Below are 13,330 nucleotides of genomic sequence, written 5' to 3'. Positions count from 1 at the left end.
CTGGCTGGACCGGGATGAGCTTGCCCTGCATGTCGGCGGGTTGCACCTGGGAGGATGGCGATGATCGATGCCCTGCTCTCCATGGAGCTGACCTGGTTCGACTGGACTGGCCTGCATGTGACGGGCTGGAAGATCATCGGCTACACAGGGGCGCTGATGTTCGGCGGCCGCTGGCTGGTGCAGTTCGTCGCCTCCAAGCGCGCCGGCAAGCCGGTGATCCCGCGCCTGTTCTGGTACATGAGCGTGCTCGGCAGCCTGATGACCCTGAGCTACTTCGTCTTCTCGCCCAAACAGGACTCGGTCGGCGTGTTGCAGAACCTCTTCCCCACCTTTACCGCGCTCTACAGCCTCTATCTGGATATCCAGCACAGAGGCTGGAAGCGGGACAAGGTCGTCAACGACTATGAGGCTCGTCATGGTAAATGACCGTTTCCTGCTCAATCAAAGATCTCTCGGCTGGCTGCTGCTGATCGCGTTGGTGGTGCTGGGGGCCGGCCTCGGGCTGCGGGATCCCTGGCCCGCCGACGAGCCGCGCTTCGCCCTGATCGCCAAGGAGATGGTGGAGAGCGGGCAATGGCTCTTCCCCATGCGCGGTGGCGAGATCTACCCGGACAAACCCCCCATGTTTATGTGGGGGATAGCACTGGGGTATCTGCTGACCGGTTCCATCAAGGTGGCGTTTCTGCTGCCCTCCCTGCTGGCGGGTCTGCTGACCATCACGCTGGTGTGGGACATGGGCCGCCGCCTGTGGAACCCCTCGGTGGGCTTCCTGGCAGGGCTGTTGCTGCTGTTTACCCTCCAGTTCACCCTGCAGGCCAAGACGGCGCAGATCGATGCGCTGGTCACCTTCTTCATCACCCTCGGCGTCTACGGCTTCGTCCGCTTCCTGCTCTGCGGTGGCGGCTGGCGCTGGTACTGGCTCGGCTGGTTCGCCGCCGGGCTTGGCATCATCACCAAGGGGGTGGGGCTGCTGGCCTTGCTAATCCTGATCCCTGCGATCTGGACCCACCGCGAGAAGATCCGTGCCGCCTCCAGGAGCGACTGGCTCAAGGGGCTGGCGGGGCCGCTGTTCATGCTGCTGGCCATCGGCCTGTGGCTGGTGCCCATGTTGCTCGCCGTGGCCCAGAGCGGCGATCCCGTGCTGCAGGCCTACCGGGACAACATACTGCTGCGCCAGACGGTGACCCGCTATGCCAACGCCTGGCATCACGTCAAACCGTTCTGGTACTACCTCACCTCGGTGATCCCGCCGTTCTGGCTGCCGGTCTCCCTGCTGCTGCCCTGGCTGGTGGTGGCGTGGCGCAAGGCCATCCTGGGGCAGGACAAGCGCATCATCCTGCTGCTCGGCTACCTGGTGCTGGTGATCGTCTTCTTCTCGGTGTCGCCGGGCAAGCGCGGCGTCTATGTCACGCCGGGCACGCCGGCGCTGGCCCTGCTGACGGCTCCCTTCGTCGCCGAGCTGCTGGCGCGGGTCTGGCCCGCGCGCCTGCTGGGCGGGCTCGGCTGGCTGCTGGGGATCATCTGTTTGGGCGGGGCGGGGGCGCTGGCATTCAGCGCCAAGCTGGCGAGCAAGCTGGGGGATCTGGGCCCGGCGCCCTGGCTGCCCCTGCTGGCGATGGGGGCGGCGTTGCTGCTGCTCAACGCCTTGCTGCGCCGGGCACCGCTCACAGCCATCTTCTGCTCGCTGGCGGTGGGCTGGCTGATCTACTCCAGCTGGATCTGCGTGAAGCTCAACGACATGCGCACCCCGGAGGGGGTGATGGCGCTGGCGGCGCAGCAGGTGCCTGTGGGCGACGAGCTGTTGCTGGCCGGCTTCAAGGAGCAGCACCTGCTGTTCGCTCTACAACCCGTGCGCCATTATCCTTACCTGCTGGGGGACGGGGAGCAGGCCCGGGAGGCGGCGGCCTGGGTGGCGGCCGGGCCCAGGCGCCATGTGCTGGGCTCGGCCGACATCATGACGGTGTGTTTCGATGCGGTGCGGATGACGAACCTCGGCAACCGTCATCGCACCGACTGGCTGCTGGCTGGCGCGGATGCCCTCAAGCCGGAGTGCCGCGGTCTCAGTCCACAGATAGAGCCCTTCAGCTATACCCCCGGGCCCTGAGCCCGGACAGCAGACGGATAAGTCGGATAAACAGAGGGGCTGCCATTGGCAGCCCCTCTTCATCGTCAGATCTCTCGGCGCGGTCAGACTTGGTAATACGCCTTGTACCAAGCGACGAAGCTCTCTACCCCTTCTTGCAGCGCCATCTTGGGTTTATAACCGGTCGCCTCGAACAGCGCCTCGGTGTCGGCCCAGGTGGCGAGCACGTCGCCGGGCTGCATGGGCAGCAGGTTGCGGATCGCCGGCTTGCCGAGCGCAGTCTCGATGGCCTCCACGAAGTCCAGCAGCCGCACCGGGCTGCCGTTGCCGATGTTGAAGAGGCGGTAGGGGGCCGGGCTGGTATCGGTCTGCCCCTGCCAGTTCGGGTCGCCGACCGGCGGCCGGTCCGCGATGCGCACTATGCCCTCCACTATGTCGTCGATATGGGTGAAGTCCCGACTGAGCTGGCCCTGATTGTAGATATCGATGGGCTCCCCCTTGAGGATGGCGCGCACGAACTTGAACAGCGCCATGTCGGGCCGACCCCAGGGGCCGTAGACGGTGAAGAAGCGCAGACCCGTGGTGGGCAGGCCGTAGAGGTGGGAGTAGGAGTGGGCCATCAGCTCGTTAGCCTTCTTGCTCGCCGCGTAGAGGGAGACAGGGTGATCCACCCCGTCCGAGGTCTTGAACGGCATCTGCTCGTTCAGGCCGTACACCGAGCTCGAGGAGGCGTAGACCAGATGCTTGACCCCGTGATGGTGGCATCCCTCCAACACAGTGAGAGTGCCGGTGAGGTTGCTGTCGGCGTAGGCGAAGGGGTTGTCGAGGGAATAGCGCACCCCGGCCTGAGCACCCAGGTGGATCACCCGCTCGAACCGCTCGCGCGCGAACAGCTCGGCCATGGCGACCCGATCGGCGAGATCCAAGCGCTCGAAGCGAAAGCCGGGCAGGGGGCTGAGCCGTGCGAGGCGTGCCTCCTTCAGGCTCACCTCGTAGTAGTCGTTGAGATTGTCGATGCCGACCACCTGATGACCGTCGTGGCAGAGCCTCTGCGCCACATGGAAGCCGATGAATCCGGCGGCACCGGTGACCAGATATTTCATTGCCGTTGCTCCTTGTGCAGTCCGGTGGCCAGACTGTCGCCCCGGCCGATGGCGTAGTAGGTAAAGCCGCGCTGGTGCAGGCGGGCCGGATCATAGAGGTTGCGACCGTCGATGATGACGGCCTGTTTCAAGGTACGCTGTATCAGCTCGAAGTCCGGGGCGCGGAACTGCTGCCATTCGGTGCAGATGAGCAGGGCGTCGGCTCCCTTGAGGGCCGCTTCCTGAGTACCGCACAGAGTCAGATCGTCCCGCAGGCCATAGAGACGCTGGGCCTCGGTCATTGCCTCGGGATCGAACGCCTGCACCTTGCCGCCAGCGGCCCAGATCGCCTCCATCAGCACCCGGCTCGGTGCCTCGCGCATGTCGTCGGTGTTGGGCTTGAAGGCCAGGCCCCAGAGGGCGAAGGTCCGTCCCGTCAGATCGCTGCCGAAGTGCTGCTGCAGGCGGGCCATGAGCTTGTGCTTCTGGCCGTCGTTGACCCGTTCCACCGCATGCAGCAGGGGGGCATCGCAGCCTGCCTCGCTGGCAGTGTGGATCAGCGCCTTGACGTCCTTGGGGAAGCAGGAGCCGCCATAGCCGCAGCCGGGATAGATGAAGTGGTGGCCGATGCGCGGGTCGGCGCCTATGCCCTTGCGTACTTCTTCGATGTCGGCGCCGAGCTTCTCCGCCAGGGTGGCCATCTCGTTCATGAAGGAGATCTTGGTGGCCAGCATGGCGTTGGCGGCATACTTGGTCAGCTCGGCGCTGCGGGCGTCCATCTGGATGATGCGATCCCGATTGCGGTTGAAGGGGGCATAGAGCTCCTCAAGCAGAGACATGGCGTGGGCCGAGCCGGTGCCGATGATGATGCGATCCGGCCGCAGGCAGTCGGCCACCGCGGCCCCCTCCTTGAGAAACTCCGGGTTGGAGACCACCTCGAGGGGGAGGTCGACCCCGCGCTCTGCAAGGATGGCGGCGATATGCTGGTGCACCCGGTTGGCGGTGCCGACCGGCACTGTGCTCTTGTTGATCACCACCTTGCCGCTCTGCATCAGTCGACCTATGGTACCGGCCACCGCCAGCACGTGCTTGAGATCGGCTGAGCCATCTTCATCCGGCGGGGTGCCGACCGCGATGAAGATGAGTTCGGCAAAACCCACCCCCTCGGCCACATCCGTGGTGAACAGCAGACGGCCTGCCTGGTGGTTGGTCTGTACCAGGGGGGCGAGGCCGGGCTCGAAGATGGGGATGATACCCGCTCTCAGCCGCTCGACTTTGGCTGCGTCCACATCCACACAGGTCACCCTGTGGCCCATCTCGGCCAGTACGGCGGCCTGAACCAGTCCCACATAACCTATTCCGAATACGCTGACTCTCATCTGCTGTCGCTCCGCAGCCAGTGGCAAGGGGGTCATTTTAGAACGATTCTGACTCGCTGACAGCGAGATACCCTGGGTTTTTCAGGTTATCTTCAGGCTGGGAGGGGAGAGGGCATGACATATTTTGGTGCAAGGGTTGTAACGCGGCGCTGACGCGCACCATTTCGGCGCATTCGGTCCCGTACTTGTGATCCGGGTCACTCAAAATGGACACTGTGACCATAACGAAGTCCCGACTCACGGGGCTCGCGCCCGTCATCGGGCCTCAGACACTCTTTTCACTTCGCTACTGGACATAAGGTTATGGACAACACCCCCCGTTCGGCCCATCCGCTCTATGAGGATGTGCTCGCCCTGCTGACCGCGGCAGGCTTCGTTTCCCTCGGCATCTTCCTGTTTCATCAGGTCGGTCTGCTCACCGGCGGCACCGCCGGATTGGCGCTGCTGTTGCAGCAGGTCACAGGCCTGAGCTTCGGCCTGCTGTTCTTCACCATGAACCTGCCGTTCTACGCCCTGGCCTGGCTCAGGATGGGGCCGCGCTTCACCCTCAATACCTTCGCCGCCGTGGCCACCGTCTCCTTCATGACGGATCACCTCAACGCCGTGCTGCAGATAGGCAAGATAGAGCCCGTCTATGCGGCCCTGATCGGTGGCACCCTGATCGGCATGGGGCTGCTCATCATGTTTCGCCACAAGGCGAGCCTGGGGGGCTTCAACATCCTGGCGCTGTTTATTCAGGACAAGTTCGGCGTCCGTGCTGGCAAGCTGCAAATGGGGCTTGATTGCGCCATCGTCATCGCCTCCTTCTTCGTGGTCTCCCCCTGGCTGCTGGCGCTCTCCGTGGTCGCGGCCATCATCTGTAACCTGGTGTTGACACTCAATCACAAGCCGGGCCGCTACCAGATAGCCTGAGTCACCCGTCACTTTGCAAACAAACAGAGCGCCCGAGGGCGCTCTGTTTGTTTGTTAATCTCATCAATATGCCGGCCAGTCACACCACCATGGGCTGCCCCGTCTCGGGGTGGTGAATGACTTGGGCGGGGTAGTCGTGAAGAGGGAGGGCGATGCGCCTGGCATCACACCACCATGGGCTGCCCCGTCTCGGGGTGGTGAATGACTTGGGCGGGATAGTCGTGGATAGGAAGGACGATGCGCCCGGCATCACACCACCATGGGCTGCCCCGTCTCGGGGTGGTGGATGACCTGGGCGGGATAATCGTAGAGACGGGCGATGAGCGCCGGCGTGAGCACCTCGCTCGGGGAGCCGTCCGCCATCAGGCGCCCTTGCTCCAGCATCACCAGCCGATCGGCGTAGCGCGCCGCCAGGTTGAGGTCGTGCAGCACCACCAGCACGGCGGTATTGCGGGTGGCCAGGGCGCGGGCCATGGTGAGCAGCTGGTGCTGGTACTTGAGATCGAGGGCCGAGGTGGGCTCGTCGAGCAGCAGCAGCCGCGGCTGCTCGGGATCGGGCAGCCGTCCCGGCGACGGCTCCTGCCAGATCTGGGCCAGTACCCGGGCGAACTGCACCCGCTGGCGCTCCCCGCCGGAGAGGCCGGGGTAGAGGCGACCCGCCAGGTGCTCGACCCCGGCATGGGTCATGGCGGCCCGCACTATCTGGTCGCGGCGGCTGGCGGGCTCGCTGTGGGGCAGCCGCCCCATGGCCACCACCTCCTCGCACAGGAAGGGGAAGCTCAAGGACGAGCTCTGGGGCAGCACCCCGACCCTGTGGGCCAGGGCGTCGCCGGCCCAGCCCTGCCGCTCGCGGCCGAACAGGGAAATGCTGCCTTCATAGGCCAGCTCGCCGGTCAGGCACTTGAGCAGCGAGCTCTTGCCCGCCCCGTTCGGGCCGAGCAGGGCAGTCAGGCTGCCCCCATGCAGGTCGAGATCCAGGTTGTCCAGGATGAGGCGATTGCCCCGGGTGAGGTTGAGCCCGCGGCAAGCGAGCAGGGGGGATCCGGGCAAGGTGGCGTTCTCCTGTTACAGCGTCCGGCGACTCTTGATCAAGAGCCAGGCTCGCAACCTCTTGAATGCTTGCCACCATTTGGTTTACTGCCGTTGCTATTTGATCTGTCTCTGCCTGCTGCTCAACTGTAAGTACATTGCTTGACTCAATATCCTTTAGTAGGCCTCGGGTGTGTTCGCTAAGCCGATTTGATGCATCATCTATGCGACCTACTACGGCGCCTGTTTCAGCTTGCATCATTCGTAAAGCAAACTCTATTTGGCCAAACTCATCGGTGCGCCCAGTGTAGACGGATTGACTTAATGGGTTATTGGAAATATTCCTGGCTCTTTCAACCAGTCTTCCAAGAGGAGAGAGAATAGCCAAAACACTAACAGAGCTTAAGCTTCCTGACATTAAAGTGGCTAACAATAAGCTGCTTATTGATGTATCAGTAAGCATGCCGGCAGCCATTGCGCTTGATATAATACTACCCCATATGAGCAAGAGTATTTTCACGGAAAAGCTAGCAGCCAATTTCGGCCTCGCGGCCTTCCCGCTTCTCAATTGAGCATATAATTTTTCCGCAGCCAAAACCTGCTCAGGTTCAGGCTTGGTCCTTACAGCAGGGCGAGATCGTGAACATTTTGTTAAAAATTAAAAATAGTTTTTTGCCTACAAAACAAATACTTATAGGCCTGTGATATGCAGTTAACTTTATAGTCAGGATCGCCTTCACACTTTTTAATCGTCACTGCACGTCATTTCAGCTCAAAAAATGCGCATGAAATCCAAAAAATGATAATTTCCATGATTTCCATAGTTAACAATTTGCTCACATCCTCACCCTGAAATTTGACCTGGTGATCCGGCTGTGATCTCATGCTCCTTTTCAGGAGTGCTCTCATGTCTATTGATGCCGTTTTCGCTCAGTTCTTCGACAATATTCACGTAACCGTTCACCGGGACGGTGTTGACAGCACCAACTCCTCCGGGAACGGGTAGTCGGTTTTCTCGATGCAGGACCTGACAACTGCCCTCAGCCACTCCTGCGGGCAGCGGCCCAATCGCTTGGCCGTCTCCACCAACGATAGGATACGCTGCCTGAACTGCTCGCCTCGATGCGACCAGACGCCATAGCTTCCCTTGCGCCACAGCACATAGCCACGCAGCGCCCGCTCCGCTTCATTGTTGGTCAGCGCTATCTCGTCGTTTTCCATAAAACGCCATAGCATCTCATCGTCCTTGAGCAGTAACTGGCAGCGCCCACGGTAGCGCTTGGAACACAGTACACTGCCCCGCTCCAGCTGCCTTCGCCAGCTTTGCCGACATCGCTGCAACCTTCGCTGGTACTGCTCCCGGCTTAAGCAGCCTTGTTCATAGCCATGCCGGGTTCTGAACACCGTGTCAGCCAGCAGTACCAGCCGGGCTCCGATAGGCTGGTTGACGGCGTCGCTACTCTCGGCAATCGCCGCCACGTTGCGCAGCACATGCGCCCAGCACAGTTGGCGCTGGGCGCTGTCGATGAAGCGGTATCCCGCATACTGGTCGGTCACCAGCACCCCATCAAGCTCACTGCCCAGCAACCGCTTCGCTGCCTCCTGACCGCGGCCAAACGCCGTCATGAAGCAGACCGCGACCTTGCTCAGGGCCAGCCACATCCAGCGTCGCTCACCGCCCCGCTGGTGCCGGGTTTCATCGGCATGGATGATGGCGGCAGACTGCACTTGCTGTTTGATGGCTTGGTGGGTCGGGGTGAGCATGGCGCTGACCCGGCCTTGCGCTTCACTGATGGCGCCTCGGCTAAAGCTCAAACCGAAGTGCTGCTTGAGCTGCTGCTGTATCTTGCTGATGCTCTGGTGGAACTGACCACTCTGCAAAGCGATATAGCTCAGCAGATTAGCCCCCATCTGGCTGTGGCTCACCGTATGCATATTCCCACGCATGGCGATCGCTCAATAACATTCATGCCGATCACGTAATAACATCCATGCCGATCACTCAATAACATCCCAAGCCGATCACTTTTTACCCTCGATGGGAAACCATGATCGGCATCCATGTTATTGGTGACTTTTTCTTCCCGCTTCGTTAAACCCGCACTTTCCCATCTGCTCCAACAGAGGAACGTGCATGTCTGCGAGGCCTATCACTGTGAGAAAACTCAAAGAAATTCTTCGCCTTAAATTTCAGGCTCAACTGGCTCATCGGCAGATCGCCCTCAGCCTGCATATCTCTCCTAGCACCGTATCCTATTACCTCAACCGGGCGGCTCAACTGGGTATCATGACCTGGCCCCTGTCTGAGTCCTGGGATGATGTCTCCCTGGAGCGCGCATTTCTCAAGACCTGCTCTGTTCATAAAACTCAGCACAAACCCACTCCCAACTGGGCCTTGTTGCATCAGGAACTCAAAAAACCAGGTCAAAAAGGCGTGACCCTCGAGCTGCTATGGCAGGAGTACGCCGAGCGCCATCCAGGCTCCCACTACAGCTACAACCACTTCTGTCGGCTCTATAAAGAGTGGGCGGCGCTGCTGCAACCCTCGATGCGGCAGACCCATATTGCGGGCGAAAAACTCTTTGTCGACTACTGCGGCCAGACCATGCCCATTGTCGATCCGCATACCGGCGAGATCCTTTACCGGGCCCAGATCTTTGTCGCCGTGCTGGGGGCCTCCAACTACACCTTTGCCGAGGCCACCCGCTCCCAGCAGCTCGATGACTGGGTGATGAGCCACAAGCGCGCTTTCGAGTTCTTTGGCGGTGTGCCGCAATTGGTGGTACCTGATTGCCTCAAGAGTGCCGTCAGCGTGGCGCGCAATACCGATCCGGATCTCAACCCTACCTACCAGATGCTGGCGGCCCATTTCGGTACGGCGATCATGCCCGCGCGGCCCCGCAAGCCGAAGGATAAGTCCAAGGCGGAGGTGGGCGTGCAGATCGTCACCCGCTGGATCCTGGCGGTGCTGCGTCATGAAACCTTCCATAGCCTGGCCCAGCTCAATCAGCGAATGGGTGAACTGCTGACCCGGCTCAACCAGAAATCCTTCCAGAAGCTGCCTGGCTGCCGTGCCTCACTGTTTGCCGAGCTCGATGCACCGGCGCTCAAGCCGTTGCCGGATTATCCCTATCACTACACCAAAGTAGTGCCGGTGCTGGTTGGTAAGGACTACCACGTCGATCTGGAAAAGCACTATTACTCAGTGCCCTATGCCTTGCAGGGCAAGCGGCTGGAGGCGCATCTGGCCGAGCATACCGTCACGCTGTACCACGCGGGCAAGATCGTGGCCGAACACCAGCGGAGTCATCACAAAGGCCAGCACAGCAGCCTGCGTGAACACATGCCCGCGCATCATCAGGCACTGCTGGAGTGGTCGCCGGAGCGACTGCTTGGCTGGGCGGCGTCCATCGGCCCCTACACCACGCATTGGGTGGATGGCTTTATCCGGCAGGCAGAGCATTCGACGCAAGCGGTGCGCCCTTGCCTGGCCTTGCTGGGGCAGAGCAAAACCTATGGCAAGGAGCGGCTGGAAGCGGCCTGCCTCCGGGGGCACCTGACCGGCGCCAACCGGCTGCACAACATCCGCAGCATGCTCAAGCATGGCCTGGAGGAGCAACAACTCATTGCCAACGAGCGACAGGATCCGCTGCAAGACATCCGTCATGACAATGTCCATGGCGAGCACTACTTCCACTAACCCCACGGATCAGGAGAAGCCGATGCAATTACACCTCGATGAACAACTAAGCCGCCTGCACTTGAGCGGCATGAAACAGGCTCTGAACCAGCAGCAGGCCCAGAGCATGCTGTACCTGGATATGGGTTTTGAAGAGCGGCTGCAACTATTACTGAGCCATGAGCTGGTGCAGCGGGAGCAGAGGAAAACCAACCGCCTGGAGAAGCAAGCCCGGTTCCGGCTAGCCGGACAGGTGGAGCAGCTCGACTATCGGGCGGGTCGAGGCGTGAGCAAAGCGCAGATCCGCCAACTGCTGGAAGGACACTGGCTGAGTCATCAACAAAACCTGCTGCTAACGGGCGCGGCAGGCTGTGGCAAGAGTTACCTGGCGTGTGCCCTGGGCCGTTACTTTATCCGGCAAGGAGTGGGCGTGCGGTATTACCGGCTGAAAACCCTACTTGAAGAGATGCGACTGGCCCAAGCGGATGGCAGCTATCCGAAACTGCTGGAGCGGGTAAGCAACATAGGGGTACTGATCCTGGATGACTGGGGCATGGAGATGCTGGACGCGAGCGAACGCAGCAACCTGCTGGAGATCATCGATACCCGCTACGGCAACGTCTCAACGATAGTGGCGAGCCAATTGCCGGTGGAGAAGTGGTACGGGATGATCGGAGAGGCAACCTTCGCCGAGGCGATCTTGGACCGACTGATCCACAGAGCGGTGCGCGTGACCTTAACGGGAGAATCGATGAGAAAACAGGGCGCCAACTTGACCGATGCCGATCAGGCGGAGTAAAAGGAAGACGCTATAAACGCGGGCAGAAAAAAAGTGATCGGCATGATGTTATTGGCTGATCGACATGATGTTATTAGCCACCGTATCGGGCAGGGCTGCTTCACTGGTGGTGACGCACCCACGGCAGGTGCCCCGATACAGCTGATGCTCTGTCACCACATAGCTGACCTCGGGCAGGTCAAACACCTGATGAACCCGGTAGGGCTTGTCATGGGACACCACCTGCTCACCACAGCAGGCGCACTGCCGGGCAGGATAGTGTGGTATTGCCGTCAGTCGGTCGTCCTCAGGATGACGTTCACGCCGCTGCCCCTTGTGGCCAGGCTGGGCACCACGAGCCTTGCCGGAAGCGGGGCGCTTGCGCGCAGGCGGGGTCCCCGAGCCATCAGTGGAGGGGGGCTTGGAGGAGTTATTGCTGTTTTGGTTGAGGCGGTCTTCAAGCTCGGCGATGCGCGCCATCAGCTTGTAAATCAGCTCGTTGTATGCGTGTAATAAAGTTGGACACTAAATCATTCTACACGCCGCATTCTTAGACACCAAAAAACAGCTGCACAAAAATAAAGTAGGATACCAACTAACGAATTCAGCCAGAAACCGTTGGATGATGGAGTAATAAAGTGTGACACCAATTTAGCATAATCGGGAACGGTGGATCGCAAGATACGGCTGATGTAGAGAATCGATCCAACGCAATTTCATACAGTGCGAAATACCCAGAGGCTGCAAGTCGATCCCCGCCAAAGCTGGCGCGGTTAACAGCACACCTTGCTCGTCAAAACTTATGAGGAAGCGATCAAATAGCGCGTCGAGGTTGGCGCTCAGCAAAAAGCCATTGAACACATCCAACCGCTCTGCGTCCGTCCCGCATTCGGCCCAAGGCTTGGCGTGGCTCATACCCTGTACCTTAAGCCGCGAAAGCCGCAAGAATAGCGCATAAGCTGTTGTCTTGGCGTGATTTACTCTGCCTATCTCGGCGGCAGTTGGCAGCAATAAATGCCACTGCCCAGCCAAAATCAGCTTCTAATTGGCTGCCGTAACGCGTGGCCAGCGAACGCATGATGGGCGCCAGCCAATCCTTCGCCGATGACGCCATTTTCAGGAACGATAACGGCCCCGCTCCCGTCTGTTGCTGCGCCTGCTGGAGGACAAACCGCTTGACCACCAAGGCCAGCAGACTGGCCCAGATCAGCCCCGTCACCAAGGCCTCTTGGCGCGTCGCGAAGCGGTGCAGGTTGGTGTGGCTTTTCAGCTCCTTGAACAGCAGTTCGACCTGCCAGCGCAGCCGGTAGCACTGCATCACCTCGACCGCGGAAAACAGCTCGCGCGGCAGATTGGTCAGCCATGATAGATAGCGCTTTTCCCGAGCATGCCAGTAGCAGACCATCCGGCAATCGTTGCCTTCCCAAGTCACGTCCAGATCGAGCAGGTCACTGCGGCTCATCCGCCGCCGCAGTGCTTTGAAGCGGAGCCCCAGCAGCGGTTTGAGTCGCTTGCCGGTAGTGTTGTAGGCCTGCGTGATCGTCGGGTTCAGCCCTTTCGAGTAGCGCATCAGATAGAAACCGCCGTAACTCGCCACCTCGCTCATGTACTTGGCGCTGATGTAACCGGCATCGGCCAGCAGCAACGAGCCCGTCAGCGTCGCCGCCTCCGGCAGGAAGGTGCGCTCCGTCTGCGTATCGGCGGTGATCTCCAGCCGGAGCGGCTGTTGCTCTAACAGCGACAGGGTCAGATGGCATTCGACTGCCGCGCCACCGAAGCGGCCGGGAAAGGTCTTGGCAAGTCCGCGATGCACGGCAAAGGAAGAACCGTCGTGAATCAGCACCCGACGGAAGCGGTTGAGCTTCGATGCCACCTGGGGCTGAGGCTCCAGAAGCAAGGCCATCGCCCGCTGGGCAACCGCTGCCATCAGCGTTGCAAAGGCCACCTGCCGCAAGCGGTTATGAAACGGTTTGTAGGCAACGCCTTGTGCCGTATCAGAGTGGATCCCGTTGAAGGTGCGGTGGATGGCAGCAATCGAAGCCGTTTTACCATCGCCCAGTGAGGCCACCAGTGCCGATACCAGCGGCAGCGGGGTGATGTCGCGGCTACGGAGCATGAACTTGGACTCTCTGGCGATCTTGTTCAACCAGTCGGCATTGAACAGTTGTTTCAAGCGCCGAGTTGCACCGACAATGGCCATGGCTCTTCCTCTTGTGTTTGGCGACTTAACGAGATCACATGAAGAGCCACTTTTCCATCTATTTCATCATGTTCCGCTTAAGATCCTGTCTATGTGGCGTGGCTGGCGCGCAGCACCTCAGGTATAGCCACCCCCGTCACGGCACATGCTCCACCCCAGTAATCCAGCATTGCATCACGAAACTTATT

General features: G+C 60.5%; 10 protein-coding genes and 3 pseudogenes. 5 read left to right on the top strand and 8 right to left on the bottom strand.

All coding sequences use genetic code 11. The features are described 5' to 3' along the window. Nucleotides 1-60: 60 nt before the first annotated feature. Complete coding sequence (locus C2U47_RS09585) at nucleotides 61-426, top strand: lipid-A-disaccharide synthase N-terminal domain-containing protein (protein WP_041206328.1); 366 nt, start codon at nucleotides 61-63, stop codon at nucleotides 424-426. Then, the gene (locus C2U47_RS09580; protein ID WP_041206327.1) at nucleotides 416-2,104 is read left to right on the top strand and encodes an ArnT family glycosyltransferase; all 1,689 of its coding nucleotides are present in this window, start codon (nucleotides 416-418) and stop codon (nucleotides 2,102-2,104) included. The genes C2U47_RS09585 and C2U47_RS09580 overlap by 11 nt, the downstream gene beginning before the upstream one ends. Nucleotides 2,105-2,187: 83 nt before the next feature. On the opposite strand, the gene C2U47_RS09575 is transcribed toward C2U47_RS09580, so the two are convergent. Further along, the gene (locus C2U47_RS09575) at nucleotides 2,188-3,186 is read right to left on the bottom strand and encodes an NAD-dependent epimerase (protein WP_005329119.1); all 999 of its coding nucleotides are present in this window, start codon (nucleotides 3,184-3,186) and stop codon (nucleotides 2,188-2,190) included. After that, nucleotides 3,183-4,544, bottom strand: a complete 1,362-nt coding sequence (locus tag C2U47_RS09570) for a UDP-glucose dehydrogenase family protein (RefSeq protein ID WP_041206324.1) — start codon at nucleotides 4,542-4,544, stop codon at nucleotides 3,183-3,185. The genes C2U47_RS09575 and C2U47_RS09570 overlap by 4 nt, the downstream gene beginning before the upstream one ends. A 303-nt stretch (nucleotides 4,545-4,847) precedes the next feature. On the opposite strand from C2U47_RS09570, the gene C2U47_RS09560 reads away from it, so the two are divergent. Beyond that, nucleotides 4,848-5,456, top strand: a complete 609-nt coding sequence (locus C2U47_RS09560; protein WP_005329125.1) for a YitT family protein — start codon at nucleotides 4,848-4,850, stop codon at nucleotides 5,454-5,456. Nucleotides 5,457-5,705: 249 nt separating this feature from the next. Here C2U47_RS09560 and C2U47_RS09555 read toward each other — a convergent pair whose 3' ends face one another. The 3 genes and pseudogenes from C2U47_RS09555 to C2U47_RS09545 form a co-directional block, all read right to left on the bottom strand. After that, entirely contained in the window at nucleotides 5,706-6,506 is an 801-nt protein-coding gene (locus C2U47_RS09555) for a heme ABC transporter ATP-binding protein (protein ID WP_041206322.1), read from the bottom strand. Nucleotides 6,507-6,744: 238 nt separating this feature from the next. Then, nucleotides 6,745-6,903 (bottom strand): annotated as a pseudogene (locus C2U47_RS23515) (HAMP domain-containing protein); the annotation flags it as partial. A gap of 542 nt (nucleotides 6,904-7,445) precedes the next feature. Continuing rightward, nucleotides 7,446-8,414 (bottom strand): annotated as a pseudogene (locus C2U47_RS09545) (IS66-like element ISAs21 family transposase); the annotation flags it as partial. Between the two features lie 205 nt (nucleotides 8,415-8,619). Between C2U47_RS09545 and istA the strand changes: the two are divergent. Continuing rightward, nucleotides 8,620-10,185 carry an IS21-like element ISAs27 family transposase gene (gene istA / locus C2U47_RS09540; protein ID WP_046400746.1) on the top strand — a complete coding sequence of 522 codons (1,566 nt, stop codon included), beginning with the start codon at nucleotides 8,620-8,622 and terminating at the stop codon, nucleotides 10,183-10,185. A gap of 22 nt (nucleotides 10,186-10,207) precedes the next feature. Then, nucleotides 10,208-10,963, top strand: coding sequence for an IS21-like element ISAs27 family helper ATPase IstB (gene istB, locus C2U47_RS09535; protein ID WP_043851824.1), 756 nt, complete (start codon nucleotides 10,208-10,210; stop codon nucleotides 10,961-10,963). Between the two features lie 63 nt (nucleotides 10,964-11,026). Here the strand turns inward: istB and C2U47_RS09530 are convergent. The 3 genes and pseudogenes from C2U47_RS09530 to C2U47_RS09520 all read right to left on the bottom strand — a co-directional run. Further along, a pseudogene (locus C2U47_RS09530) lies at nucleotides 11,027-11,437 on the bottom strand (DUF6444 domain-containing protein); the annotation flags it as partial. 156 nt (nucleotides 11,438-11,593) lie between these two features. Continuing rightward, nucleotides 11,594-11,857: an HNH endonuclease signature motif containing protein gene (locus C2U47_RS09525; RefSeq protein ID WP_199766847.1), complete on the bottom strand. Its 264-nt coding sequence runs from the start codon at nucleotides 11,855-11,857 to the stop codon at nucleotides 11,594-11,596. Between the two features lie 10 nt (nucleotides 11,858-11,867). Further along, nucleotides 11,868-13,142, bottom strand: a complete 1,275-nt coding sequence (locus C2U47_RS09520; protein WP_103261613.1) for an IS4 family transposase — start codon at nucleotides 13,140-13,142, stop codon at nucleotides 11,868-11,870. Between the last annotated feature and the right edge of the window lie 188 nt (nucleotides 13,143-13,330).

It is taken from the genome of Aeromonas sp. ASNIH7, assembly GCF_002903485.1.
Classification (GTDB): domain Bacteria; phylum Pseudomonadota; class Gammaproteobacteria; order Enterobacterales; family Aeromonadaceae; genus Aeromonas; species Aeromonas caviae.
This window is presented reverse-complemented; position numbering and strand designations above follow the sequence as displayed.